General features: G+C 67.5%; 24 protein-coding genes. 9 read left to right on the top strand and 15 right to left on the bottom strand.

The genetic code is table 11. The features are described 5' to 3' along the window. Positions 1-313 precede the first annotated feature (313 nt). Entirely contained in the window at positions 314-1,225 is a 912-nt protein-coding gene (locus EKE94_RS04840; RefSeq protein ID WP_127905494.1) for an AraC family transcriptional regulator, read from the bottom strand. A 97-nt stretch (positions 1,226-1,322) separates the two neighbouring features. Between EKE94_RS04840 and EKE94_RS04845 the strand changes: the two genes are divergently transcribed. Continuing rightward, positions 1,323-2,081 carry an SDR family NAD(P)-dependent oxidoreductase gene (locus EKE94_RS04845; protein ID WP_127905495.1) on the top strand — a complete coding sequence of 253 codons (759 nt, stop codon included), beginning with the start codon at positions 1,323-1,325 and terminating at the stop codon, positions 2,079-2,081. 39 nt (positions 2,082-2,120) lie between these two features. After that, on the top strand, positions 2,121-3,059 hold the full coding sequence (locus tag EKE94_RS04850; protein ID WP_127905496.1) for an alpha/beta hydrolase family protein: 939 nt from the start codon (positions 2,121-2,123) through the stop codon (positions 3,057-3,059). A gap of 219 nt (positions 3,060-3,278) precedes the next feature. Here EKE94_RS04850 and EKE94_RS04855 read toward each other — a convergent pair whose 3' ends face one another. Continuing rightward, complete coding sequence (locus EKE94_RS04855; RefSeq protein ID WP_206615019.1) at positions 3,279-3,920, bottom strand: TetR/AcrR family transcriptional regulator; 642 nt, start codon at positions 3,918-3,920, stop codon at positions 3,279-3,281. Positions 3,921-3,972: 52 nt separating this feature from the next. Between EKE94_RS04855 and EKE94_RS04860 the strand changes: the two genes are divergently transcribed. Beyond that, entirely contained in the window at positions 3,973-4,692 is a 720-nt protein-coding gene (locus tag EKE94_RS04860; RefSeq protein WP_127905497.1) for an SDR family NAD(P)-dependent oxidoreductase, read from the top strand. Positions 4,693-4,847: 155 nt separating this feature from the next. On the opposite strand, the gene hemN is transcribed toward EKE94_RS04860, so the two are convergent. The 8 genes from hemN to EKE94_RS04900 are packed head-to-tail and all read right to left on the bottom strand — an operon-like array spanning position 4,848 to position 12,164. Beyond that, positions 4,848-6,203, bottom strand: coding sequence for an oxygen-independent coproporphyrinogen III oxidase (gene hemN / locus EKE94_RS04865; RefSeq protein ID WP_127905498.1), 1,356 nt, complete (start codon positions 6,201-6,203; stop codon positions 4,848-4,850). A gap of 51 nt (positions 6,204-6,254) precedes the next feature. Then, complete coding sequence (locus EKE94_RS04870; protein WP_127905499.1) at positions 6,255-6,947, bottom strand: NnrU family protein; 693 nt, start codon at positions 6,945-6,947, stop codon at positions 6,255-6,257. After that, entirely contained in the window at positions 6,944-7,174 is a 231-nt protein-coding gene (locus tag EKE94_RS04875) for an NnrT protein (RefSeq protein ID WP_127905500.1), read from the bottom strand. Before EKE94_RS04875 ends, EKE94_RS04870 begins: the two co-directional genes overlap by 4 nt. Beyond that, positions 7,171-7,650, bottom strand: a complete 480-nt coding sequence (locus EKE94_RS04880; protein ID WP_127905501.1) for a hypothetical protein — start codon at positions 7,648-7,650, stop codon at positions 7,171-7,173. The genes EKE94_RS04875 and EKE94_RS04880 overlap by 4 nt, the downstream gene beginning before the upstream one ends. Position 7,651: 1 nt before the next feature. Then, on the bottom strand, positions 7,652-9,535 hold the full coding sequence (locus tag EKE94_RS04885) for a nitric oxide reductase activation protein NorD (RefSeq protein WP_127905502.1): 1,884 nt from the start codon (positions 9,533-9,535) through the stop codon (positions 7,652-7,654). A 5-nt stretch (positions 9,536-9,540) separates the two neighbouring features. Then, a complete protein-coding gene (locus EKE94_RS04890; protein ID WP_127905503.1) occupies positions 9,541-10,335 on the bottom strand; it encodes a CbbQ/NirQ/NorQ/GpvN family protein in 795 nt (264 codons plus the stop codon). A gap of 3 nt (positions 10,336-10,338) precedes the next feature. Beyond that, entirely contained in the window at positions 10,339-11,682 is a 1,344-nt protein-coding gene (locus EKE94_RS04895) for a cbb3-type cytochrome c oxidase subunit I (protein ID WP_127905504.1), read from the bottom strand. A gap of 29 nt (positions 11,683-11,711) precedes the next feature. Continuing rightward, positions 11,712-12,164, bottom strand: a complete 453-nt coding sequence (locus tag EKE94_RS04900; RefSeq protein ID WP_127905505.1) for a c-type cytochrome — start codon at positions 12,162-12,164, stop codon at positions 11,712-11,714. A 125-nt stretch (positions 12,165-12,289) separates the two neighbouring features. Here EKE94_RS04900 and EKE94_RS04905 point away from each other — a divergent pair, with 125 nt between their 5' ends. After that, positions 12,290-12,520 carry a hypothetical protein gene (locus tag EKE94_RS04905; RefSeq protein ID WP_127905506.1) on the top strand — a complete coding sequence of 77 codons (231 nt, stop codon included), beginning with the start codon at positions 12,290-12,292 and terminating at the stop codon, positions 12,518-12,520. 79 nt (positions 12,521-12,599) lie between these two features. Here EKE94_RS04905 and EKE94_RS04910 read toward each other — a convergent pair whose 3' ends face one another. Beyond that, complete coding sequence (locus EKE94_RS04910; RefSeq protein ID WP_127905507.1) at positions 12,600-13,295, bottom strand: Crp/Fnr family transcriptional regulator; 696 nt, start codon at positions 13,293-13,295, stop codon at positions 12,600-12,602. A 101-nt stretch (positions 13,296-13,396) separates the two neighbouring features. On the opposite strand from EKE94_RS04910, the gene EKE94_RS04915 reads away from it, so the two are divergent. The 3 genes from EKE94_RS04915 (at position 13,397) to EKE94_RS04925 (ending at position 15,811) form a co-directional block, all read left to right on the top strand. Continuing rightward, positions 13,397-13,837, top strand: a complete 441-nt coding sequence (locus EKE94_RS04915; protein WP_127905508.1) for a pseudoazurin — start codon at positions 13,397-13,399, stop codon at positions 13,835-13,837. Between the two features lie 199 nt (positions 13,838-14,036). Further along, positions 14,037-15,230 carry an NnrS family protein gene (locus EKE94_RS04920; protein ID WP_127905509.1) on the top strand — a complete coding sequence of 398 codons (1,194 nt, stop codon included), beginning with the start codon at positions 14,037-14,039 and terminating at the stop codon, positions 15,228-15,230. A 164-nt stretch (positions 15,231-15,394) separates the two neighbouring features. Continuing rightward, complete coding sequence (locus EKE94_RS04925) at positions 15,395-15,811, top strand: Rrf2 family transcriptional regulator (RefSeq protein WP_127905510.1); 417 nt, start codon at positions 15,395-15,397, stop codon at positions 15,809-15,811. A gap of 253 nt (positions 15,812-16,064) precedes the next feature. On the opposite strand, the gene EKE94_RS18615 is transcribed toward EKE94_RS04925, so the two are convergent. Next, on the bottom strand, positions 16,065-16,217 hold the full coding sequence (locus tag EKE94_RS18615) for a hypothetical protein (RefSeq protein ID WP_164870829.1): 153 nt from the start codon (positions 16,215-16,217) through the stop codon (positions 16,065-16,067). Here EKE94_RS18615 and EKE94_RS04930 point away from each other — a divergent pair, their 5' ends adjacent. Continuing rightward, positions 16,218-16,340, top strand: coding sequence for an addiction module toxin RelE (locus tag EKE94_RS04930; protein ID WP_127905511.1), 123 nt, complete (start codon positions 16,218-16,220; stop codon positions 16,338-16,340). A gap of 635 nt (positions 16,341-16,975) precedes the next feature. Here EKE94_RS04930 and EKE94_RS04940 read toward each other — a convergent pair. Beyond that, entirely contained in the window at positions 16,976-17,215 is a 240-nt protein-coding gene (locus EKE94_RS04940) for a hypothetical protein (protein ID WP_127905512.1), read from the bottom strand. Between the two features lie 218 nt (positions 17,216-17,433). Between EKE94_RS04940 and EKE94_RS04945 the strand changes: the two genes are divergently transcribed. After that, positions 17,434-18,042 (top strand): NYN domain-containing protein, encoded by a 609-nt coding sequence (locus tag EKE94_RS04945; protein WP_127905513.1) that lies wholly within the window; start codon positions 17,434-17,436, stop codon positions 18,040-18,042. A 58-nt stretch (positions 18,043-18,100) separates the two neighbouring features. Here the strand turns inward: EKE94_RS04945 and treS are convergent, their stop codons facing one another. Both treS and EKE94_RS04955 read right to left on the bottom strand, forming a co-directional pair. Next, a complete protein-coding gene (treS, locus tag EKE94_RS04950; RefSeq protein WP_127905514.1) occupies positions 18,101-21,409 on the bottom strand; it encodes a maltose alpha-D-glucosyltransferase in 3,309 nt (1,102 codons plus the stop codon). Continuing rightward, the gene (locus tag EKE94_RS04955; RefSeq protein ID WP_127905515.1) at positions 21,406-23,370 is read right to left on the bottom strand and encodes an alpha-1,4-glucan--maltose-1-phosphate maltosyltransferase; all 1,965 of its coding nucleotides are present in this window, start codon (positions 23,368-23,370) and stop codon (positions 21,406-21,408) included. The genes treS and EKE94_RS04955 overlap by 4 nt, the downstream gene beginning before the upstream one ends. Between the last annotated feature and the right edge of the window lie 71 nt (positions 23,371-23,441).

The raw sequence follows: 23,441 nt of genomic DNA on the forward strand, positions 1-23,441 counted from the left end.
ACTCAATGAGTCCAGAGCCTAGGGTGCCGCCTGTATGATGTGCTTCGAATGGGAATAGCTGATTATCGAAATGTCGCTCCATCCGCTCAGTTGACTTCCCAGCCCGACCGGGGTTCGCAATTGCGACGAACGGCAGCTCTGGCTGGCCGCGCTGCAGCAAATAGGCCAGAGGTTGAAGGTCAGCAACGGGCCGGGAACGCCATGTTGCCCTGCCATGGGGAGCGCTCACCGCTGCACCGCTCCATGACCGCTCCCAGGCCCAAATTCGACATTGCCCAAGGATTGGTGACAGACATCGGGGCCCGTATCCAGCTTAACTGTTGTCCTTGTTCGCAAACGCGCCGGGCGACAGGCCCTCGTGCCGAACAAAGGCCAGTCCGAAGGCGCTGGCGGACCCGTAACCGACCATCACGGCGATTTCGGAAATGGTCAGCCCGCCCTGCCGCAGCAAGGTCTTGGCCAAGGCCATGCGCCATTCGATGGCGTATTGCAGTGGTGCGCGGCCAACCTGCCTGCGGAACCGCTCGAAAAAGCCGGAGCGCGACATGCCCGCCGCCTTCGCCAGTTCTGAAACGGATAGTGGGCTGCCCGGCTCGGCGTGGATGCGTTGCAAAGCCCCCGAGAGCTGCGGATCCGACAGGCCGCGCAGCAGCCCGGGCGGCAGGGTCGTCGCCTGATCAGAGCGCAGGGCTTCAATGAGAAGGACCTCCAGCAATCGCTCGAGGATCATTCCTCGCCCCGGACGGTCGGCGCGGGTTTCCTCGTGGATCATGGGCACCAGGGCCGTCAGGCGGTTCTGATTGGCGACATGGATCATCTCCGGCAGCAGTGATGCGATAAGGCTCCTGGCTGGCGTTTCAAAGCGGCAATGCCCGACGAGGGCGCGCACATCGGCCGGGGTTTCGGTTGGGCCAAGCCGGAATTGTCCGGGACCGGTTTCAAGCGGCAGGCGGGGCACGTGGGGCGGCGGAGGCACCTCGCTGGACATGGTAAATCCCTGCAGGTGGGGGATCAGCACGAAATCTCCAGCCCTCAGCGTGACCGGATCGCGCCCGGTGACGTGCAGCCGGCACCGCCCCTCGACCATCGCGCAGTAGAAGGGGCTGACCATGTCGTGGCGCTCCACCAGCCACTGGCCACCAGCTTCGACCATCTTGGAGACGGAGACCGCAGGCTTGAGCAGGGTGACGACACTGGAAAGAGGATCTACGTGGCTGTCGAGCATCTACTCGGACGATCTATAAAGAATTATGGACGTCTCTGTATATCGAGGGCGAACGCTGCCGTCTATCTCCCTGTCGAACAAGACAAGGAGACCTCGAATGCCCCGTATCCTCATCACCGGTTGTTCCTCCGGTTTCGGTCAGGCCATCGCCGCTCAGTTCGTCGATCAGGGCTGGGAGGTCATTGCCACGATGCGCAGTCCCTCCGTCGAAGGGCTGCCCGAGTCCGAGCGCCTGCAGACGCTGGCCCTGGACGTCACCGACCCCGAAAGCATCGCGGCTGCGATTGCCGACGCGGGCCAGATAGATGTGCTGGTGAACAACGCCGGTGTCGGCATGCTCAATGTGCTCGAAGGCGCTGACATCGCCCGGGCCCGTGAGCTCTTCGAGACCAACGTGCTGGGCGCCATGGCCATGACCCGAGCCGTGATGCCCGCCATGCGCGCGCAACGCAGTGGCGTCGTCGTCAACGTCAGTTCCAGCGTGACGCTGCGCCCGTTGCCTGCGCTGTCGATCTACAGCGCCAGCAAGGCCGCGCTGAACGCCTTTACCGAAAGCTTCGCGCTTGAGGCCGCTGAATTCGGCATACGTGCCCGGCTGGTCCTGCCCGGCAGCGCGCCGTCGACATCCTTCGGACGCAATGCCGTGGCGCGGATGGGCATGGATGTGCCCGAGGCCTACGGCCCCTTCGTTCAGGCCTATTTTCAGAGCCTTCAGTCCGCGACCGAGAAGACCGAGGCGCAGGATGTCGCTCGGGCTGTCTGGCGCGCCGTCACGGACGAGACCGCGCCCATGAAGCTGCCTGCAGGCGCGGACGCAGAGACCTGGTTCCGCGAAGTCGGCCTTGCCACGGCGTGACGCGTCCGATGCCGATATCCCTCTCGATCGGAAACACCCATGAACCGACTGATCACTCTCTCCCGCGCCCTGCCGACACCAGAGCCAGAGATCACCGTAGCCTATACGCCGATCCTTCTGCCGATGCCCGGCCGTCAGCCGCTCGAGCTGCGCCTTACAGCACCTGCTACCGGGAGGGACCTGCCCATCGTGATCCTGTCGCATGGCTTCGGTCCCTCGAACTACATCCCTTCCAAGGACGGCTATGCCCCGCTTGCGCAGTTCTGGGCCGAACGGGGCTTGGCCGTCATCCAGCCGACCCACGCCAGCTCCCGGGTCGGCGGGCTCGACCCGGATTCGCCTGGCGGGCCCTTCTTCTGGCGCGAGAGGGTGGCGGAAATGCGCGCCATCCTCGACCAGTTGGCCGAGGTCGAGCGACAAGCACCCGCCGCGGCCGGGCGGCTGAACCACGACCGGATTGCGGTGGCCGGGCATTCCTTTGGCGGGTACACCTGCAGCCTGCTGCTTGGGGCCCGCCTGCAGGATGAGGAATTTTCCGATCCGCGGATCCGTGCCGGCATCCTGCTGGCCTCTCCTGGCCGTGGCGGTGCGGACCTGACTCCCGAAAATGCCGCGCGCTTTCCGTTCTTCGATGTGGATTTCAGCGGTATCAGCACCCCAACGCTCGTGGTTTGCGGTGCCGACGACGACCCGCATTTCACGCCCCGCGGCCCCGACTGGCACGCCGATCCGTTCCACGAGGCCCCCGGGGCCGAGGCTCTGCTGACGATCAACGGCGTCGGCCATGGCCTGGGCGGCATCGCAGGGTGGGACGCGCGCGAAACCGAAGCAGAAGACCCGGACGCGCTGGAGGCCACACGCCGGCTGACTTTGGCCTGGTTGAGGAGCACCTTTGCGATAGAGCCCGCCGCCTGGAAACAAAGCAAGCTTGAACTCGAAGAGAGCGCGGCATCCATAGCGGAAATCACATCAAGATAGAGGGGACTGTCAGGGGCAGATTTGTCCCGCGCTGCGGTCATTCAAACATTGAGAATGCTGCGCAACGGACGAATGACCGGTTCGGTGAAGTTGCATCGCGGCATGGCCGTACTCAGCTAAGGGCCGCTCTGGGCCTTGAGCGTGGTTCAATGCTACCCACCAGGGGTCCGGCCCGCCGCACTTCCGCACGTCGGCTTCGAACCGCGGGCGGGCGTCCGTTTATTTTCCGACGGTGGCCAGATAAGCCCGGCACATGGCTTTCAGCTCTGACTTCAGACCTAAGATCTCTTCCGGTCCGAGCCCCCTTTCGAAGACATTGCGGACAGAACCGTAGATGACGGTTGTCAGAAGTACGTTCACCTCGCTTGCGTCCGGCGACGAAAAGTCAGAGGCCCGACAGAACATGTCCGTCGTCGCTTTGTCCACGCGCGTGGCGAAAGCATGGAGCAGCGCGTCAGTCTCCAGTTCCGCGACAGAGCGATAGAGCGCTCGTGTCAACTCGGGACGCTCGGTCTTGGCGGCCCAGTAGGTGTCGATCAGCGCCTCGGCCGCCTCCGCAACCGGGCGCCCGTGCATTTGGGCGCAAGTGGCCTCCACGCGCTCGGCCAGTGTCGTCAGGAAGCGTTCGTTCAGGGCGTAGACGAGCGACTGCTTGTTGGGAAAGTACTGGTACATCGTGCCTACCGAGACACCGGCCCGTTCAGCCACGCCGGTGCTCGTCAGTCCGACCATGCCCTGTGACAGCAAAACCTGAATCGTCGCCTCGAAGATCGCATCAACGGTGACACGGGACCGCGGCTGAGACGGTGTTTTCCGGGGCTTCAGAGCCTTGGGCGGCTGCGCAGGCATATGCGAATCCAAAATCTGAAAGATCCTTCATATATTTGGTTAAATCCAAAGGAAGGAAGAACTTATGACACGGACGCGCATTGCCCTTGTGACCGGTGGCAACAAGGGGATCGGTTTCGAAATCGCCCGGAAGCTCGCCGAGGCCGGCGTTCACGTCCTGGTCGGCAGCCGCGACAGGGCGCGAGGGGACGCCGCCGCAGCCGCGCTGACCGAGAAAGGGCTTAGTGCTGAATGCCTTCATCTCGACCTCGACTCCGCAGAGGCCATCGCGGCCGCAACGGCCACGATAGAGTCCCGCTTCGGCCGGCTGGACATCCTCGTCAACAACGCCGGCATCTTCGATTTCGGCGACGCGGCGCCCGGCAAGGCCTCGGTTGAGGCTGTGCGCCGCGTCATGGAGGTCAACTTCATCGGGACGCTGGCGGTGACGCAGGCCATGCTCCCACTGTTGCGAGCCGCGCCGGCGGCAACAATCGTGAACCTCTCGAGCTCGATGGGCTCGCTTGCGGAAAACGCGGACCCCGAGGCGCCCTTCTATTCTCAGCGCTTCGTCGGCTACAACGCGTCGAAGGCGGCGCTGAACATGCTGACGATCCAGCTGCATGAGGAACTGCAGGCCGAAGGTATCAAGGTGAACTCGGTCAGCCCGGGCTTCGTCAAAACCGACCTCACGGGCTTCGGAAAGATGACGCCGGAAGAAGGTGCGCGGTTGCCAGCCGAATATGCGCTACGGGCCGAGGTCAGCGGCTGCTTCGTGGAGCCGGGTGGCACAACGCCTTGGTGAATGCCCGCAAAGTCCGCGCTGCGGACATTGGCGACAGGACAATGCTGCGCGATGCACGAATGGCCGATTCAGGGAAGCTGGGCTGCAGCGATGACCAGTCTTACGGATGACGGCAATGGGCCGGGAGCGACGGCCTAAGCCTGGGTTCCTCCCCCTCACGACGCCTGGCTGAACCGCGCGCCCTCGGGGACGTGGGCGTCGAACTGGCGGGCGATGAGGCGGGTCAGGGGGCGGCCCTCGGGGGGGATCTCCAGCACGTCGTCCGAGACCTCCACCATCTCGCCGAAGCGCTCGGCCAGGAGTGCGAGGTCGGGGCGCAGGGTATCGACCGCCCGCCCGTGATCCGCCCGCAGCGCGCCGAGGTCGAGCCGGAAGTCGCACATGATCATCTCGATCGCACGGGCGCGCAGAAGATCATCCGCCGTCATTACGTGGCCGCGGGCGCCGGCCAGCTGCCCGGCCTCGATCCGCTCGACATAGGCCGGGGTGGCGGCGGCGTTCTGCACATAGCCCGTGGGCAGGCGCGAGATCGATGAGGCGCCGAGCCCGATCAGCGTCGCGCAGGTGTCGTCGACATAGCCCTGGAAATTGCGCCGCAGCCGCCCGGTGCGTGCCGCCACCGCCAGCCCGTCGCCGGGGCGCGCGAAGTGGTCGATGCCGATCGCCGCCATCCCCGCGGCGCGGAACCGGCGGGCGGCGCGCCCGGCCAGCTCGTACCGCTCAAGCTCCCGCGGCAGGGCGGATTCGTCGATCAGCTTCTGCCGCTTCGACATCCACGGCACGTGGGCATAGCCGAACAGCGCGATGCGGTCGGGGGCGAGGTCCAGCACCTTCGACACCGTATCTTCAAGCCGCGCGGCGTCCTGATGCGGAAGGCCATAGACGAGGTCGGCGTTCAGCGACCCGATGCCGGCGGCGCGCAGGTCGTCCACGCAGGCGCGGGTGACGTCGAAGGGCTGCAGCCGCCCGATGGCCTGCTGCACGACGGGGTCGAAATCCTGGATGCCGATGCTGGCGCGGTTCATCCCCTCGGCCGCGAGGGCGTCGATCTTGGCCCGGTCGACCATGGTCGGATCGATCTCGACCGAGAACTCCCAGTCCGGCGTCGGCGGGATCACCGCCTTTACCGCCCGGGCCAGCCGGTGGATCAGCGCGGGGGGCAGGATGGTGGGCGTGCCGCCGCCCCAGTGCATCCGCCCCATGCGCAGCCCCGCGGGCAGGGTCTGGGCAAGCGTCGCAAGCTCCTGCTCCAGCGTGCCGATATAGGCCTCGACCGGGGTCAGCGTCTTGGTGCCCTGAGTGCGGCAGGCGCAGAACCAGCACAGCCGCTCGCAAAAGGGGATGTGGATGTAGACCGACACGGGGTCGGCGGGGTCGAGCGCCGCCAGCGCCCGCGCCTGCGCCGCGGCGCCGACGTCGGCCGAGAATACCGGCGCCGTGGGATAGGAGGTATAGCGGGGCACCCGGGCGTCGAAGAGGCCGAGGGATCTGAGGCGGTCGATCTGTTCCATGGGGGCCGGTATGGCCCGGACGCGCGCGCCGCACTTTGCGCAGGATCAAGTTCAGAGCGGGAAGGGCGACACGCCGATCACGTATTCGTGCAGGTGCAGCAGGCATACCCAAGAAAGCAGTCCCAGTCCCACGCGGATCGCCAGCGCGCGGCCATTGACCCGCAGCCATGCGCGGCGCAGCAGCGGGGCGGGGGACAGGATCGCGGTCGCCGCGAAGAAGGCGGGCGCGCGGGGCCCGAGGGTGCGGCGGGCCTTCGTGTCGAAAGCCGGGATCGCCGACAGCGCCATGGCCAGGAAGCTGCCGAAGAGGATCGCAAGCGCCAGATCCCCGTTCGCCACCAGATGCGCCCCGGACCAGAGCGCCAGCGCCAGAAACAGCGGATGGCGGGACACGGCGGCAAAGCCGGGGTCGGCGGGGTCGACGTCCGCGCCGCGCCGGCCGCCCAGGGTGAAGGGGCTGCGCAGCCCGACGCCGCAGGCAAGCAGCACCAACGCCAGCGGCATGGCAAGGTTCGGCACCCAGCGGGTCCAGGGCAGGGCGGGCCACAGCCCGACATAGGGCGCCCGGATCGCGGCCGAGATCACCCAGATCAGCAGCGCCAGCGACAAGATCCCGTAGGCGCCGAAATAGGCCCGTCGCCCCAGCGCACCGATCAGCCGCTGCCGCAGCCCGCCCACGCGGGGCAGGAAGTGGCTGGCCACGAAAAGCCCCAGCGCCAGTGCATATTCGCTCCACCCGGTCATCTGCCCGTCGCCTCTTCGTCCGCCTTCCGCATCAGTCGCGCGATGTGGCAGGCAAAGGCGTAGGTCGCGGGCAGGCCAAGCGCCAGCCCCCCCAGCACCGCCCCTCCCGGTGTCAGCACGGGCCAGCCCAGCCACGACCCGATGAGCGAGGCGAAGAAGAGGTTCACCGCCATCGCGCCGGCCCCGAACGGGTAGAGCGCGGCCAGAAGCCTTGGCGCGGGTCTCATCGCCGGCTGACCAGCCACTGCACCGCCGCCAGCGCGACGATCAGCGCGATCGAGGCGATCAGGAACCACAGCTCCGCCGCCTCGGTCTGGGGTTGGGGGATCGGCCGTTCGAATCCCGCGGCCCTCGCGGTGGCGGGCAGGACGAAGACGGCGCAGGTAAGCAGGCCCCGGAGGGGAACGCCCGGACGAAAGGGGGCTGGGGCCTCAGGCCGCTCGGTGTCCGGCGTGCCCGGAAGGCGGGCCGTCTGGACACAGTCGGTCGGGACAAAGCGGGTCGGGACACGGGACTTCGGCAGGCCCAATCCGAGCAGCGTCGGGAAGGGCCTCTTGAGGCCCGCCGAGATGGCCCGTGCGCCGCGCGCCGCGCGAGAGCGTCGCGGGGGTGCGACGGCGGTGGGCGACAGGGGGCCGCAACCGGAAAGCAGGGCGGGCACCAGGTCGGAGATCGGGGCGAAGGCGGGGCGGGTGCGTGTCATGTCAGCTCTCCTTTGTCAGGGTCTGGTAGATGTCGGGCAGGGTGCGCGGCAGCCGCGCAGGGTTCGGCATCAGGGTGAAGCCCGCGCGCCCGAAGATGCGGGCGAACCAGTCCTGCCCGTCCTGGTCGACGATGACGCCGTGCACCGCCTGGCCGCGCCCGCGCGCCTCGCGCACGGCCATGCGGCTGTCCTCGATGCCATGCTGTCCCTCGTAGTGGTCGAGGTCGTTGGGCTTGCCGTCGGTCAGCACCAGCAGCAGCCGCCGCGTCGCGCCCTCTTCGTCCAGTTGGGCCGAGACGTGGCGGACCGCGGCGCCCAGCCGGGTGTAGTGCCCCGGGGACAGCCCGCCGATGCGGGCGGTGACGGCGGGGGACATCGGTTCCGCGAAGCTCTTGGCGCGGTGCACGAAGACCCTGTCGCGCCGCAGCGAAGAGAAGCCCCAGATGCCCAGCCGGTCGCCCGCCGTGTCGATGCCCTGGGCCAGCGCGGCCAGCGCCTCGCGCGCGACCTCGATGACCGAGGTGTCGCCGATCGCCGCCTCGGTCGAGCGCGAGCAGTCCATCAGGATCGCGACCGACAGGTCCCGTGCCATCGGGCGGCTGGCCTGCCACACGCGGTCGCTGCCCTCGCGCCCCGAGGCAAGGTCGCTGCGCGAGGCGACGACGGCGTCGAGGTCGATGTCGTCGCCGTCGATCTGCCGGGGCAGCACCACGCGGCGGGGGTGCAGCGGGGCGAACTGGCGCTTCACCCGGGCGACCAGCGCGGGGTCGGGTGCGTATTCGGCGCGCGGCCGTGCCGGCGCCTCGAGGACGCGGGCATGGGCGGGCATGTAGGCCCCGCTGCGCCGGTTCCATTCGGGGTAGGTAAACCGCCCGGCTAGCCGTTCGTGCCGGGCGTCCTGCGGCGACAGGTCCAGCGACAGGCGCAGCCGCGTCGCCGCGCGCCGCATGTTCCGGCTGAGCGTCAGGTGGTCCTGATCCTCGGCCGCCTTGGCCGCGTTGTCCTGATCGTCGTCGTCCACCATCCGGTTGATGTTGAGGCTTTCGGCCCAGGACATGATCGTCTCGAACCGGTGGATGATGAAGCTGTCGGGCCGGTCCGCCTGGTCGCGATCCTCGCGCCGGGCATCCTTGCGCGTCGGCACCGCCATGGCGGGCGCGGGGGCTTGCGGATCCTCGGCCGCGGCCCGGCCCGCCGCCGCCGCGCCACGCCGCAGGCGCAGCCAGATCGGCACGGGGGCATAGCCGCGATAGCCGCGCGGGGCGGGGCAGCCGGGGCATTCGTCGGCGGGGAAGGCGCCGTTCAGCTGATCGAGGATCAGCCGTTCGATCCCCGCCTCGCAGCGGGGCAGGCCGGTGCGGCGCCGCTCGGCCACGATCTGGCGGCAAAGTCCGTCATAGGCCCGGCCCAGCCCCGGGCAGGCGGCATAGGCGCGGTCGGAGGCGGCGGCCATCGCCGCGATCTCGGCCCGGTCGGCGGCCAGCGGGTCGGACACCGGCTGCGGCATCCGGGCGAACGCCGCCAGCGCCGCCAGCCACAGATAGCAGGCGCGGTTCAGCTCCCGCGTCCCGAAGGCGTCGATCACCGGCGGCAGGCGCAGCCGCTCGCCGTCGAAGGCCGCGACATGCGCCTTTTCGCGCGGCGTGCCGATGCGCCGCAGCCGCCCCGTGCGGTGGTCCGAGGCGACGAGGGGCGCCGGCGCGATCTCGACCCCCGGCGCGCCGCCAAGCGCGCGGAAGAGGGCCGAGACCGAGGGCCGCACCGTTTCAAGCCGCACCGCCGTCGCGGCATCGCCTTCGGCCACCGCGCCCAGGCGCGAGGCCATGCCGTGCCAGAGGTTGCCGACCGTCTCTTCTGGCTCCATCAGGTCCGTGACGTGCAACATGGCCGCTACCCGTAGACCACGGCGGCAAGGTCGCGCAGCGCCTGCTGCGTCTCGGCCTCGTCGCTGAGCGGCTGGATGATCGCGGCTTCGATCGCGCGGTCCAGCGCCATGCCCCCCGCGATCAGCGTGCCCGCGTAAATCAGAAGCCGGGTCGACACGCCTTCCTCAAGGTCCATTCCCGACAGCGTGCGGATCCGCCCCGCCAGCCGCACCAGCGCGGCGGCGCGCGCTTCGTCAAGCCCGGCCTCGCGCGCGACGACGGGCGTCTCGACCTCTGCCGCGGGGAAGTCGAATTCGAGCGACACGAAGCGTTGCCGGGTCGACGGCTTCAGCTTCTTGAGGATGTTCTGGTAGCCGGGGTTGTAGCTGGCGACCAGCATGAAGCCCGGCGGCGCCGTAAGCTCTTCCCCGGTTCGGTCGATGACCAGCCGGCGCCGGTCGTCGGTCAGCGGGTGCAGCACGACGGTCACGTCCTTGCGCGCCTCGACCACCTCGTCGAGGTAGCAGATCCCGCCGTCCCGCACCGCCCGCGTCAGCGGCCCGTCGACCCACACGGTTTCGCCCCCCTTCAGAAGGTAGCGCCCGATGAGGTCGGCCGCCGACAGATCGTCATGGCAGGCGACGGTGTGCAGAGGCAGGTCCAGCCGCGCGGCCATGTGTTCGACGAACCGCGTCTTGCCGCAGCCGGTAGGCCCCTTCAGAAGAAGGGGCAGACCGTTGTCGTGGGCCGCCTTGAACACCGCGCGTTCGTCGGCCTGCGGCTGGTAGAAGGGCAGGCCCGGGGTTTGCAGGTCTTTCATCGATCACTCTCCCGGAACGGCCACGGGGCCGGGTTTCACCACCTCGCGGCGCACCACGAGCATCGAGTAGATGAAGAGCAGCGCCCCCAGCACCACCGCCACGCCCGAGCCGAAGCGCATGATGTAGAAGAGGCCCAGCTGGTCCTGCACATCCATGTAGTAGTCGCCGACGATGCGCTGCATGTGGGTCTGGATCGTGCCGGCGAAGGTCAGCGTGAAGGTCATGAAGGCCATGCCGCCGGTCATCAGCCAGAAGGACGCCATGTTCAGCACCTGGTTGTAGGGCGCGCGGTTCCGCAGGATCGGCATCGCGTAGCTGAACATCGCGAGGTTCAGCGCGACATAGGCGCCGTAGAAGGACAGGTGCCCGTGCGCGGCGGTGATCTGCGTGCCGTGGGTGTAGTAGTTCACCCCGTGCAGCGTGTGCAGGAAGCCCCAGACGCCGGCACCGAAGAAAGCGACGGTCGAGGATCCCAGCGACCACAGCAGCGCGGCCTTGTTGGGGTGGTTCTTGCGGCCCTTCCAGACCATCAGGAAGGCAAAGGACATCATCGCGAAGAACGGCACCACCTCGAAGGTCGAGAAGATCGAGCCGACCCATTGCCAGTAGCCCGGCGTGCCGATCCAGTAGAAGTGGTGGCCGGTGCCGAGGATGCCTGAAAACAGCGCGGTGGCGACGATGATGTAGAGCCATTTCTCGATCACTTCGCGGTCGACGCCCGTCAGCTTCAGCATCAAGAAACCCAGGATCGCGGCCATCACCAGCTCCCACGTGGCTTCGACCCACAGGTGCACGACGAACCACCAGTACATCTTGTCGAGGCTGAGGTTGTCGGGGTTGATGAAGGCGAAGACCCACAAAAGGCACAGCATCCACAGGCCCATCAGCAGGATGTTGGTGATCGCCGTCTTGCGCCCCGCGAGGAAGGTGATCGACACGTTGACGAGGAAGATCACCGCCGCGACGAGGATGCCGAACTTGACCCACAGCGGCTGTTCCAGGAACTCGCGCCCGCCGTGGATGCCCACGAGGTAGGACGCCACCGCCCCCAGTGTGCCGACGACGAGGATGGCCAGCTGGATGTAGGCAAGCCGGGTCGAGAAGATCTCGCGCTCGGATTCCTCGGGCACCAGGTAGTAGGCCGCGCCGAAGAAGCCCAGCAGCAGCCAGACGATCAGCGCGTTGGTATGGATCATGCGGATGACGTTGAAGGGCAGGATCTCGGACAGCGTGTTGGGCGCGATGTAGATCCAGCCGGCCATCAGCCCGCCCAGCACCTGGATGGCGAACAGCCCCATGGCGGCCAGGAAGTAGGCGTAGGCCACTTTCTGTGATTGGTATTTCATTTAGGTTCTCTCCTGTGCCCGGGGTGCGCTCAGCCCGCGTCGTTCGGCGGCCAGTTCTGGGTGTCGGTCTGGTCGGCCCAGCGAAGGAATTCGGCCAGCCCGCGCATCTCTTCCTCGGTGATCTCGAAATGCGGCATCTGGCGGCGCCCCTCGATCCCCGAGGGCTGCGCCTGCATCCATCCGTCCAGCATCTCATAGGCCAGGTCGGGGTCGTCGCTGACGCCCCAGCGGGTCATCACGTTGCCGACCTCGGGTGCGAAATACGCGCCTTCGCCGTGCAGCGTGTGGCAGTTGATGCAGGAGTTGCGTTCCCACACATGCTTGCCCAGCCGCACCTCGTCCGTCAGCGGCATGCCCGCGGTGGACCTTGCGACGATGTGGTGGTGGCTTTGCGTCGTCATGGCCACGAACACGACGACGAAGAAGATCGACCCTCCGTAGAACACGTTCCTGGCCCGCGATTTCGTTAGGATTTCTGACATTGCGCGGTTCCGGCGGCTGTTTTCCGATGCCGGGGGTCTAGCCGGGCCTGTCGCCCCGCTTTTTGCGCAAGCGCAAAGACCGGACCGAAAGCCGCTTGCAGGATCGCCGGGAAAGGAACACGCCCATGCGCCGGACCCGACCCGATCCAGACGATCCCGATCTGCCGCTGGCCGATCTCTTTGCCGCGTTTCCCCACGCGGCGCGCCCGTTCCTCGACCGTGGGCTGTTATGCCCCGGCTGCCCGATCGCGCCGTTTCACACGGTCATCAATACCTGCCGCGAATACGCGCTGGACGAAGACGGCTTCCGGGGCGAGATCGCCCGCGCCCTGCGCGGCGCGGCGGCGGCAGGCTAGGCGCTATTGCCAAGCCCCCCGGGGGCATGTGGGGCATCGATCTGTCCGGACGCCGCCGATGTCGCCAGGGGCCGGCGCCTCAGTCGGCGCCGCCGGCCAGGACGACAAGCCGGTGCGGGTCGGTGACGGTGATGTGCTTGCGCGTCGATTCCACCATGCCCGCCTTTTCCCAGCCCGACAGCAGCCGGCTGACAGTGTGCAGGGTCGTGCCCGTCATGTCGGCGATGTTCTGGCGCGTCACCGGAAACGCGATCTCGATCCCGCCGTCCGCCTTGCGCCCGCTTTGGTTGACCATCCGCAGCACCGCCGCGGCGACGCGCTTTTCCACGGCCTGCGTCGCCATCTCGGTCAGCGTCTGCTGCACCTGGCCTATCCGTTCGCCAAGCGTCTTGTAGGTCTCTGTCGCGAAGCCGGGATAGGCGTCGGCGAAGTCGGACCAAAGCCGCACGGGCCAGGACAGCGCGATCGATTCGGCCGCGGCGATGGCGGTGGCGGGGTAGGTGTCGCGCTGCAGCGCCGGGGCGATCCCGAACAGCTGGCCCGGCGAGATGTGCAGCACGATCACCTGATCGCCACCCGGGGTCGATCGCACGACGCGCAGGTACCCGTCGAGCAGCAGGAAGAAGCGGTCGGCGTCATGGCCTTCGCGGAAGACGGTCGCGCCCTCTTCGAACCGGCGCGACGCGGCCTGGTCCAGGATCTCGCGGATTTCTGCACGGTCGAGGCCGGCGAAGGGCGGCAGGCCGCTGAGAAGGCTTTCGTCGAGCTTCGGCAAGATAAAATCCGCGAGTTTGATCAAGAGCAACGTTGCCCGGCGTCGATTAGCCCAGAACGGCGTCAGACGAAACACGCGGACAATGACGAAAGGAAGTTCCGATGTTTGGCAAAGCAATGATGGCCGCCGCCCTTGCGATGACTGCCGCGATGGCCGCGCCGATGGCCAGCGCCGAAACCATCGAGGTCGAGATGCTCAACCGCGGCGAGGACGGGGTGATGGTGTTCGAACCGGCCTTCGTGAAGGCCGCGCCGGGCGACGTGATCCGGTTCCTGCCCACCGACAAGGGGCACAACGTCGAAAGCATCAAAGGCATGCTTCCCGAGGGGGCAGAGGCGTTCAAGTCCAAGATGAACGACACCTTTGAGCTGACCGTCGAGGCCGAGGGGATCTACGGCATCAAGTGCACCCCGCACTACGCCATGGGCATGGTCGGGCTGATCGAGGTGGGCGAGCCTGTGAACCTCGACGACGCCCAGGGCGTCGATCACAGGGGCAAGGCCAAGACCCGCATGGAGGCACTTTTCGAACAGGTCGAATGATCCTCGCTGTCCCTTTCGGACATTCGACCGGGACGGGCGGGGCCGATGGCACCGCCCGTTCTTTTTCGGGGGGCGTGCGGTGCGGCGCGTCCCGTCCGGCCCATCGGTGTCCTTCGCCCCGACAGCCGTCGCAGTCGATGCAGCATCCGGCCATCCCCCCTGATCCGGCCCCCACCCCCTTTTGGCCAAGAGGTTCCCCATGGTTTCCCGCAACAGCTATGACGGCCCGGCGCTGTTCTCCTACGGCTTCCGGCCCTTCTTTCTTTCGGCGGTGCTGTTCGCGCTGGCCGCGATCCCGGCATGGGCGCTGATCTGGCGCGGCACGCTCGGGCTGGCCAGCGGGCTTGCCCCCGTCGACTGGCATATTCACGAGATGGTCTTCGGCTACGGCGCGGCCGTGGTGGCCGGGTTCCTTTTCACCGCCGTGCCGAACTGGACCGGGCGGCTGCCCACGCGCGGCTGGCCCTTGGTGCTGCTGCTGGCGCTTTGGGCCGCGGGGCGGCTGGCCGTCGCGGGTCTGGGCGGGTTGCCGCCGCTTGCCGTCGCCGCGATCGACCAGCTGTTCCTGCTGGCCGTCGCGGCGATGATCGCGCGCGAGATCGTGGCGGGGAAGAACTGGCGCAACCTCAAGGTGCTGATCCCCGTGTCGCTTCTGTGGCTGTCGAACCTTCTGTTCCATGCCGAGGCGATGATGCAGGGCAGCGCCGACATGGGCCGCCGTCTGGGCCTTTCGCTGCTGGTGTTCCTGATCCTGCTGATCGGCGGGCGGATTATTCCCAGCTTCACCCGCAACTGGCTGGTGCAGCGCGGCGCATCCCGGCTGCCCGTGCCCTTCGCCCGCTTCGACGCGCTGTCGCTGCTGGCCGGGGCCTCGGCGCTGGTCGCCTGGACGGTCGCGCCGACAGGCTTTTCCTGCGCGGGGCTGGCCGGGCTGGCGGCGGTGCTGCACCTGCTTCGCCTTGCCCGCTGGCGCGGTGCGGCGACATGGCCCTCGCCGCTTTTGCTGATGCTGCACCTGGCCTATCTGATGGCGCCCCTGGGCCTTGCGCTGATCGCCGCCGCGGCGCTGGGCATGGCGGCCCCGGCCAGCGCGGCGCACGTCCTTGGCATCGGCGCCGTGGGCGGCATGACCGCCGCGGTGATGATGCGCGCCACCATGGGCCATACCGGGCGCCCGCTGGTCGCCGGCCCGGTGCTGAACTCTGCCTTCGTCCTTCTCGCCCTGGCCTGCGCGGCGCGGCTGGCGGGCGCGGCGCCGCTTCTGGGCCCGCTCGACGGGATCACGCTGTCGGCGACGCTTTGGACCGGGGGCTTCGCGTTGATGGCCGTGCAGCTCGGCCCGTGGCTGGCCGGGCCAAAGGTGGCGCGCAAGGCCCCGTCGGGGCGGTCTTGACGGCGCAAGGGACGCCGCCCATGTTATCCTAGGCAGGTGTGCGGGGGCGGCGCCAGCCTTTCGTCGCGGGGGAAGTTCGGGCCGGCAGTGTTCGGGCCGGGGGTGTCCAGGCCCGTGATCATGCGTCATGATGCACCGCGTGGATTTTACCTCAGGGATGGCAGATGCGCCTAACCTCCTTCACGGATTTCGGCCTGCGCATGTTGATGCGGATGGCCAGCGCCCCGGACCGGGCGTTCTCGACCGCCGAACTGGCGGAAGAGCTGCAGCTGTCGCGCAACCACCTGACCAAGATCATGCAAGCGCTGGGCAGGGCCGGGCTGGTGCAGACCCGGCGCGGGGGCGGGGGCGGAGCAACCCTCGCCCGCGCGCCTGAAGAGATCCGGCTGGGCGACGTCGTGCGCCTGCTTGAAGAGGGGCAGGGGCTGGTCGAATGCCTCAAACCCTCGGGCGGGGACTGCACGATCGACGGGTGCTGCCGGCTGAAGATGCGCCTGCGGATGGCCGAGATGGCGTTTATCGACCACCTCAACCGCTCGACCTTGGCCGACGTGGCGCTTTCGGGCCGTATGATCGCCTGAACGGGCACCCGGCGGCCGCTATCCGGGGGATGAGGCCTTCCCCGCGGCGAAGGTCCGGATGACAGCGCCGTCCTGACCGCAAGGCCGGGGGCGGCGCCGCGGTGGACGCGGGTGCGGTCCGCGTCGTCGTCGTCCGGGTCCTCTTCGGCGCCCCCTCCCGTATCGGCCGGATCCGGGCATCCTGCCCGTCGCCGTAAGGGAGGCAGGGAAAGGTATGGCCAAGGGACCAAGCAGGGTAAGGCAACCCCTGACGTCAGCCAGTGCAGCGCCCGAAATTGTCGTCCGAGGTCTCGTCGTCAAGATCGAAGTTGAAGGCCTCGACCGTCCGCTTGCGGCTGGCCTCCGGCCTGCCGCCCGCCACGACAGACAACTTGCGCGGCGCGGCTGCATCTTCGGCGGCCTGCACATGCCGATCTTCCTCGTGACAGCGTTCGCCAAGAACGAGGAAGACACCCCTGCGAAGGCGCAGCAGGCCGGGGCCGTTGAGCTCAGCAAGCGGGTCGTGGCCATGTACGAAGACGAGAGATGAAAGCGAGCGACAGCATCATGCAAGGCCGCGAAGAGGCGTTGCCGTCGCGCAAGGGTAGGGGGATGCATCCGTGACCGACGTCACTGTGCCGGGTATCAATGTCGCGGGGATCCGCCACGAGACAGGCCAGTCCCAACCCCAGTTCGCCCGCGGCATTAACGTGGCGAAGGGAACTCTCCTGGATCGGGACCAAGGCCGCCGCAGGCCCACCGGTCCAGCTCAGGTCCTGCGCGCCCTGATCGCCAAGGGACCCGGTGTGGTGCAGGGCTTGCTGCGATAGTCACATTGCGATGAACCAAAGGCATGGGGCCGAGAAACACCTGTTTTGGCTCCGTCCGCAGGCAGGACAGTTCACGCGCCGCTTGGCGACGTTCCTGATCTGACTTCTTTGGAACGGCGTGATGTACTTGATGCCGGTCCGGCGAGGCGGCCAACCCGTGTCAATGATGCCCTTCTCCAAGCCGTTGGTCTTCAAGACCCCTGCACATACAGGCCGATTATCGGACTGTCGAAAATGATGGCGCTGTCCGTTCCCCCGCCCGATGACGCCGGCGGAGGCGTGACGCCAATGCTGCAAGGTACGAAAGGCGCCCGCACGAGAAACGCGGAGGGGCCGGCGGCAGGGGTGGTCTTTGTCATCGGGGGGCGGCCCCGCCCGGCAAGCGGATCAGCCACATGTAGCCGGTGATCGGGCTTGGGGATGCGAATCCCGAGAAACCGTTTTCGAGCATGGTTGCAGCTGCTGCGAGGTCCCCTTGGGCCAGCGGCAGCATCGTCGGTCCGGTGATGTTCGTCCAAGGGGCTGGCCTGAGGACGGTCTTCCACGACGGTGCTGCGCCCGTATGCGGGTCTGGCTCCTTGATCGATCCGTTCATATCCGATCCGGGGCCCTGCGAGAACAATGGTGCGGCGTCGGCGCGGTCCGGCCCCCCGGGGCATCGGCCATGCCGGTCGTAATCGGGGACGTGCCCGGGGGACGGTGCCCTGGACAAGGAAGGACCCGGGTGCCAGCCACAGGCGTTCCCTGCCGCGCTTTGACGGGCATGGGCCGCCGCAGCTTGGCCCGTGCTGGCAGCTGCTATAGATCGGCCGGATGCTGGGGCCGGTGATCTTGCTGTTTCTCTCTCTCGCTGCGGCGGGCGCGACGCTGTGGGTGCCGGGGGCGGGCGATCTGATCGTGCTCGCGGGGCCCGCGGTGCTGGCCAGCCTGATCCTGCTTTGGCGGGCGGCGCGCCTGCGCCGGCCCCTGGCGCGCGGATGGATCGTCGTGGATGGCTCGAACGTCATGCACTGGAAGGCGGGATCGGCCGATCTTGCGCCGCTGCGCGAGGTTCTGAGGTACATCCGCGACCAGGGATATACGCCGCGCGTCGTCTTCGACGCGAACGCCGGCTACAAGCTGCGCGGCCGCTACATGGATGCGACGGCTTTGGCGAGAAATCTCGGGCTTGCCCGGGGAAATGTCATCGTCGTTGGCCGGGGCAACCCCGCCGATCCAGAGATACTGAAGGCGGCGCGGGATCTTGGGGCCCGGGTCGTTTCGAACGACCGGTTCCGGGACTGGGCCGAGGCCTATCCGCAGGCCACCCGCCCCGACCGGCTGGTCCGTGGCGGATATCGGGGCGGCACGCTCTGGATGGGCCTCGATCCGATATCCCGGGGTCGCGAAAGCCGAACCTCCCCCGCAAGACGGGGGCGGTGATGGGCCGCGTGGACCGACGCCGTTGCCGAAAGGACCGGCACAGCGGCGCGCGGGTGCGTCAGGCGCCGGTGCTGCCGCCCTCGGCCAGGGCAAGCAGGCCACGCAGCGGGATATCCACCCAGTCGGGACGCATGGCCATCTCGTAGCCGACCTCGTAGCCCGCCTTCTGGATCAGGAAGAGATCCAGCAGGGCCTGTTCGAACGCGGGATCCGAGGGGTGCAGGTCGCTGCCGCTGGCCGTTTCGCGGTAGGCGGAGAGGAAGCTGCCCTGCGTGGCGCCGCGCCAGCCCTCGACATGGGCCATTGTGCGCTCGGGGTCGGCACCCAGGTCGATCCGGCGGCGCAGGGTGGACCAGAGCGCGTAGTCGAAGCTGCGCAGCATGCCCGCCACGTCGCGCAGGGGCGACGTCTTGGCCTGCCGTTCCTGCAAGCTGCGCGCGGGCTCGCCTTCGAAATCGATGATCATCACGTCGGTTTCGACGACGAGGACCTGGCCCAGGTGGTAATCGCCGTGGATGCGGCCGATCCCGCCCGAGGGCTGCATGCCGCGCAAAGCCTCGATCCGGCCCAGAAGCGTGTCGCGCCGGTCGAGGACGGCCTGCGCCACGGCGCGGCTCGCCTCGGGGAGAGAGGACAAGTGCGCGCTCAGGCGGTCCAGCGTCCCTGTCAGCTCGGCCGACACGGTGTCGATCAGAGCAGAGACGCCGGCGCTGTCCAGCGGCTCGCGGGCGAAGGCGGTGTCGGGCGCACCGCTGGCCAGCGCCTGATGCAGCTCGGCCGTGCGGCGGCCGAGGACGGTGCCGATGTCGAGTGGACCGCCCAGGACCGGCTGATCCTCCTGCGCGGCGGGATCGGTTTCGCGGCCGCCCATCTCGCGCCGCTCGATGTCGCGGTCGAGCGCCTCGGTCACGTAGGTCCAGGCGTCGCCCTGGTTGCGCACGAAGGCCGAGGCGGCCGCCAACGTGGTGACGCCGCCGGTCCCGTCGATCCAGTCGATGGTGCCCAGAAGCGGCGGGCTGGCGGCGAAGTCCGTTTCCTCGGTCAGGAAGCGCGCGATCTCGATATCCGGCTGCACGCCAGCCTGAAGCCGGCGGTAGAGCTTCAGGATCATCTTGTCGCCGAAGGCGATCGACGCGTTCGACTGTTCGGCAGAGAGCAGACGCGGTTCGCCCGCCTCCTCGTCGTAGGTGTCGAAGCGGTCGGTGCGCTGGAACGCGATGCGCCCGCCGTCGCCATCGATTTCTTCCCCTGCCCGCAGCGCCGAGAGAAGCGCCGTCGCCATGGTTTCATCGACCGCACCGTCGAGGATCGCGCCCACGCGGTTGGCGCGGCGCAGCTTTGCCAACGTGGCGGGCAGGCGCGGCGACAGGGTTAGCGCATCCTCGCCCCAGACGGCGGCGAGCGGCAGGAAGTACTGCTGCGTGGCGCCCCCCGCGGTGACATCGGCCACGGCCAGCATGTGCTGTCCGCCGCCCATCGACGCGAGCGGGTGCAGCGCAACATCCGAGATCCGGCTTTCCTTGGCCGCGAACCAGCGTTGCAGGGGCAGGTAGTCGCGCAGGGTCTGCGAGACGAAGTCGCCAGACGCGCGGTCGGCCAAGGCGCCCGAAAGGGTGCCGTCGCGCGTCGTCAACGTCAGGAAGTCGGGCAGGGGCTGGGTCTGCGGCGTGTGCCAGCCCGGTGCATCCTCGGCATCCGTCAAAAGGAACCAGTAGAAGCCGTAGGCCGGAAGCGTCAGAAGATAAGGCAGGGCGCCCACGGGCGGGAAACTCGACTGGCCGGTCATCTCGATCGGGACGCGGCCCTCGAACGCCGACAGGTCGATCTCGGCCGCCTGGGCCTGGCGCGACAGGTTGGCAACGCACAGCACCGTCTCGCCCTCGGGCGACCGGCGCAGGTAGGCCAGCACCTTGCGGTTGGTGGGATACAGCAACTCGATCTCGCCGCGGCCAAAGACATCGTGGCGCTGGCGCACCGCGATCATCCGCTTGATCCAGTTCAGCAGAGAGGTGGGCGAGGATTGCTGCGCCTCGACGTTGATCGCCTGATAGCCGTGAACCGGGTCCTGGATCGTCGGCAGGTAAAGCTCTTGCGGCAGCGCGCGGGAGAAGCCCGCGTTGCGGTCGGCCGACCACTGCATCGGCGTGCGCACGCCGTCGCGGTCGCCAAGGTAATAGTTGTCGCCCATCCCGATCTCGTCCCCGTAATAGACGATGGGCGTGCCCGGCATCGACAGCAGCAGCGAATTCAGGAGCTCGATCTTGCGGCGGTCGTTCTGCAGAAGCGGCGCAAGGCGGCGGCGGATGCCCATGTTGATCCGTGCGCGCCTGTCTGAGGCGTAGAAATCCCACAGGTAGTCGCGTTCGCGGTCTGTCACCATTTCGAGCGTCAGCTCGTCATGGTTGCGCAGGAAGATCGCCCACTGGCAGTCCTCGGGGATTTCGGGCGTCTGTCGGATGATGTCCGAGATCGGGTAACGATCCTCCTGCGCCACGGCCATGTACATCCGCGGCATCAGCGGAAAGTGAAAGCCCATGTGGCATTCGTCGCCCTCGCCGAAATAGGGGCGCGTGTCCTCGGGCCACTGGTTGGCCTCGGCCAGCAGCATCCGCCCCTCGTAGTGCTTGTCGAGGTCGGCGCGGATCGCCTTCAGCACGTCGTGGGTTTCGGGCAGGTTCTCGTTGTTGGTGCCGTCGCGTTCGACGAGATAGGGGATCGCGTCCAGCCGCAGCCCGTCGACGCCCTTGTCCAGCCAGAAGTGCATGGCGTCCAGCACCGCCTCCATCACGGCGGGATTGTCGAAGTTGAGGTCGGGCTGGTGGTCGAAGAAACGGTGCCAGTAGAACTGCTCGGCCACCGGGTCCCAGGTCCAGTTGCTGTCATGCGTGTCGTTGAAGATCACGCGGGTCTTGTCCATCCACTTCTGCGGGTCGTCGGACCAGACGTAGAAGTCGCGCTCGGGGCTGCCCTTGGGGGCGCGTCGCGCGCGCTGGAACCAGTCGTGCTGATCGCTGGTGTGGTTGATGACAAGTTCGGTGATGACCTTGAGCCCGCGTTTGTGCGCTTCGTCCACCAGCGTCTCGAAATCCTCCATGGTGCCGTAGGAGGGGTTGATCGCCTTGTATTCAGAGATGTCGTAGCCGTCGTCGCGCAGGGGCGAGGGGTAGAACGGCAATAGCCAGATCGCCGTCGCGCCAAGCTCCTGGATATGGTCCAGGCGCTGCATCAGGCCGCGGAAATCGCCGATGCCGTCGCCGTTGGCGTCCTGGTAGGCCTTGATGTGCAACTGGTAGATCACCGCGTCCTTGTACCAGTCGGCGGTGTCGGTGGTCGTGCGGGCGGTCAGGCCCTGGTCCTGCATGTTCATTCAGCCGCCTCCGGGGGGCTCAGTTTCCAGATCGCGTAGGGCCGTTCGTGAGGATCGAGGCCCAGAAAGTGGGATTTTCCGTCCCAGTCGAAGGAATTGCCGTAAAGCATGTCGGTCACGCCGATGCTGCCGTCGTCGGGCAGGCCGAATTCCCACAGCGGCACCTCGAATTCGAAATGCGCGGGGTTCAGCGGGTCGATCAGCACGTGGAACAGCAGGTAGCTGCCCGCGGCCTCGTCGAAGCGGCCGTAGTAGAGCACCCGGTCGTCCGAGGCGTTGTAGAAGCGCAGGTTGCGGAAGTCCCTCATCGCGGGTTCCGTCCGCCGGATGCGGTTGATCAGGCGGATATCGTCCTTGATGTGCCCCGGCGCGTCGTAATCGCGGTGCTTCAGCTCGTATTTCTCGGAGTTCAGGTATTCGTCCTTGGGCGGCAGCCAGTCATCCTCGCACAGCTCGAACCCCGAGTAGAGGCCCCAGTTGCCCGACAGCGACGCCGCCATGATCGCGCGCGTGCGAAAGCCGGGGCGCCCCGAGCTGTGGTTGAAATACGGATTGATGTCGGGCGTGTTGGTGAAGAAGTTCGGCCGCATGTAATCGGCGCACTCTTCTGTCGTAAGCTCGGTCAGGTACTCCGCCAGCTCGCCCTTGGTGTTGCGCCAGGTGTAGTAGGTATAGCTTTGGTTGAAGCCGATCTTGGCCAGCCGCTTCATGATCTTCGGCCGCGTGAACGCCTCGCTGAGGAAGATGGCGCCCGGGTGCTGGGCGCGGACCTCGGTGATGATCCATTCCCAGAAGGGAAAGGGCTTCGTGTGCGGGTTGTCGACGCGGAAGCACAGCACGCCGTGCCCGGCCCAGAACAGGAAGATGTCGCGCACTGCCGCCCAGAACGGCGCGTTGGGCGTGCCGTCGTCGTTGTAGTAGCGGAAGTTGACGATGTCCTCGTACTTCTTCGGCGGGTTCTCGGCGAACTTGATCGTGCCGTCGGGGCGACGTTCGAACCAGTCGGGATGTTCGTCGATCCACGGATGGTCGGGCGAGGCGTTCAGCGCGATGTCGAGCGCGATTTCAAGATCCTTGTCCCGCGCCGCGGCGACCAGGGCATCGAAATCGTCCAGCGTGCCAAGCTCGGGGTGCACCTCCGTCATCCCGCCCTCGGGCGCGCCGATGGCGTAGGGCGAGCCGACGTCGCCGGGTTCGGCGCGCAGTGCGTTGTTCTTGCCCTTGCGGTTGGTCGTGCCGATGGGGTGGATCGGCGGAAAGTAGAGCACGTCGAAGCCCAGGTCGGCCACGTAGTCCAGCCGGTCGATCACGTCGCGAAAGGTGCCATGCCGTCCCTCGGGGCCGGCCGAGCGGGGGAAAAGCTCGTACCATGCGGAAAACGCCGCACGCTCGCGGTCGACCCAGACGGGCACGTCACGCTCGATCCGGGTGACGTTGGCGCGGGGGCCGATCCGGGCCATCAGCCGGGCCGCGTCGGGGGTCAGCAGGGTTTCGGCATCGCCCTTCCTGGCGGCGGTGGCCAGTGCCTTCAGCGCCTTCGCCTCGCCCTTGGGCGCCTTGGCCTGGGCGATGATCTGGGCGGCTTCCATCAGCTCGACCTTCACGTCCTGGCCGGCGTCGATCTTCTTGCGGGTGTCGCGGGCCCAGGCGCCCCACAGGTCGCGCCACGCGATGATCGAAAACCGCGCGGGGCCGGGGGTGTCGAACGTGACCTCGCAGCCCCAGCGGTCGTTGTCGATGAAGGCCATGCGCGTTTCGGATCCGTCGGGCAGGACGACGGCGGCGGCAAAAACTTCGTGTCCGTCGCCGAAGATGTCGGCCGAAACGGCCAGCGGCCAGCCTGCGACCGCCTTGGCGGCAAAGCGCCCGCCGTCGATCAGAGGCGAGACGGCTTCGATCACCATCCGCCGCTGCGCGAGGTCTTCCAATGAGCTGTTGGTGAATTTCGTATCAGGCGACATGCTTGAAGAACCCCGTGACGCAAGATCGTTTCTCACGGTCAAACAGGCGCGCCGCGGAACTGGTTCCACCA

The organism is Mesobaculum littorinae (genome assembly GCF_004011175.1).
Taxonomy (GTDB): domain Bacteria; phylum Pseudomonadota; class Alphaproteobacteria; order Rhodobacterales; family Rhodobacteraceae; genus Tranquillimonas; species Tranquillimonas littorinae.

What these genes read in the sequence shown, in the direction of transcription:
- EKE94_RS04840 (WP_127905494.1), bottom strand. Translation starts at nt 1,225, where the DNA reads ATGCTCGACAGCCACGTAGATCCTCTTTCCAGTGTCGTCACCCTGCTC.
- EKE94_RS04940 (WP_127905512.1), bottom strand. Translation starts at nt 17,215, where the DNA reads ATGAACGGATCGATCAAGGAGCCAGACCCGCATACGGGCGCAGCACCG.
- hemN (WP_127905498.1), bottom strand. Translation starts at nt 6,203, where the DNA reads ATGGAACAGATCGACCGCCTCAGATCCCTCGGCCTCTTCGACGCCCGG.
- EKE94_RS04895 (WP_127905504.1), bottom strand. Translation starts at nt 11,682, where the DNA reads ATGAAATACCAATCACAGAAAGTGGCCTACGCCTACTTCCTGGCCGCC.
- EKE94_RS04875 (WP_127905500.1), bottom strand. Translation starts at nt 7,174, where the DNA reads ATGAGACCCGCGCCAAGGCTTCTGGCCGCGCTCTACCCGTTCGGGGCC.
- EKE94_RS04915 (WP_127905508.1), top strand. Translation starts at nt 13,397, where the DNA reads ATGTTTGGCAAAGCAATGATGGCCGCCGCCCTTGCGATGACTGCCGCG.
- EKE94_RS04850 (WP_127905496.1), top strand. Translation starts at nt 2,121, where the DNA reads ATGAACCGACTGATCACTCTCTCCCGCGCCCTGCCGACACCAGAGCCA.
- EKE94_RS04930 (WP_127905511.1), top strand. Translation starts at nt 16,218, where the DNA reads ATGCCGATCTTCCTCGTGACAGCGTTCGCCAAGAACGAGGAAGACACC.
- EKE94_RS04900 (WP_127905505.1), bottom strand. Translation starts at nt 12,164, where the DNA reads ATGTCAGAAATCCTAACGAAATCGCGGGCCAGGAACGTGTTCTACGGA.
- EKE94_RS04945 (WP_127905513.1), top strand. Translation starts at nt 17,434, where the DNA reads ATGCTGGGGCCGGTGATCTTGCTGTTTCTCTCTCTCGCTGCGGCGGGC.
- EKE94_RS04870 (WP_127905499.1), bottom strand. Translation starts at nt 6,947, where the DNA reads ATGACCGGGTGGAGCGAATATGCACTGGCGCTGGGGCTTTTCGTGGCC.
- EKE94_RS04890 (WP_127905503.1), bottom strand. Translation starts at nt 10,335, where the DNA reads ATGAAAGACCTGCAAACCCCGGGCCTGCCCTTCTACCAGCCGCAGGCC.
- EKE94_RS04885 (WP_127905502.1), bottom strand. Translation starts at nt 9,535, where the DNA reads ATGTTGCACGTCACGGACCTGATGGAGCCAGAAGAGACGGTCGGCAAC.
- EKE94_RS04845 (WP_127905495.1), top strand. Translation starts at nt 1,323, where the DNA reads ATGCCCCGTATCCTCATCACCGGTTGTTCCTCCGGTTTCGGTCAGGCC.
- EKE94_RS04920 (WP_127905509.1), top strand. Translation starts at nt 14,037, where the DNA reads ATGGTTTCCCGCAACAGCTATGACGGCCCGGCGCTGTTCTCCTACGGC.
- treS (WP_127905514.1), bottom strand. Translation starts at nt 21,409, where the DNA reads ATGAACATGCAGGACCAGGGCCTGACCGCCCGCACGACCACCGACACC.
- EKE94_RS04925 (WP_127905510.1), top strand. Translation starts at nt 15,395, where the DNA reads ATGCGCCTAACCTCCTTCACGGATTTCGGCCTGCGCATGTTGATGCGG.
- EKE94_RS04880 (WP_127905501.1), bottom strand. Translation starts at nt 7,650, where the DNA reads ATGACACGCACCCGCCCCGCCTTCGCCCCGATCTCCGACCTGGTGCCC.
- EKE94_RS04905 (WP_127905506.1), top strand. Translation starts at nt 12,290, where the DNA reads ATGCGCCGGACCCGACCCGATCCAGACGATCCCGATCTGCCGCTGGCC.
- EKE94_RS04860 (WP_127905497.1), top strand. Translation starts at nt 3,973, where the DNA reads ATGACACGGACGCGCATTGCCCTTGTGACCGGTGGCAACAAGGGGATC.
- EKE94_RS04955 (WP_127905515.1), bottom strand. Translation starts at nt 23,370, where the DNA reads ATGTCGCCTGATACGAAATTCACCAACAGCTCATTGGAAGACCTCGCG.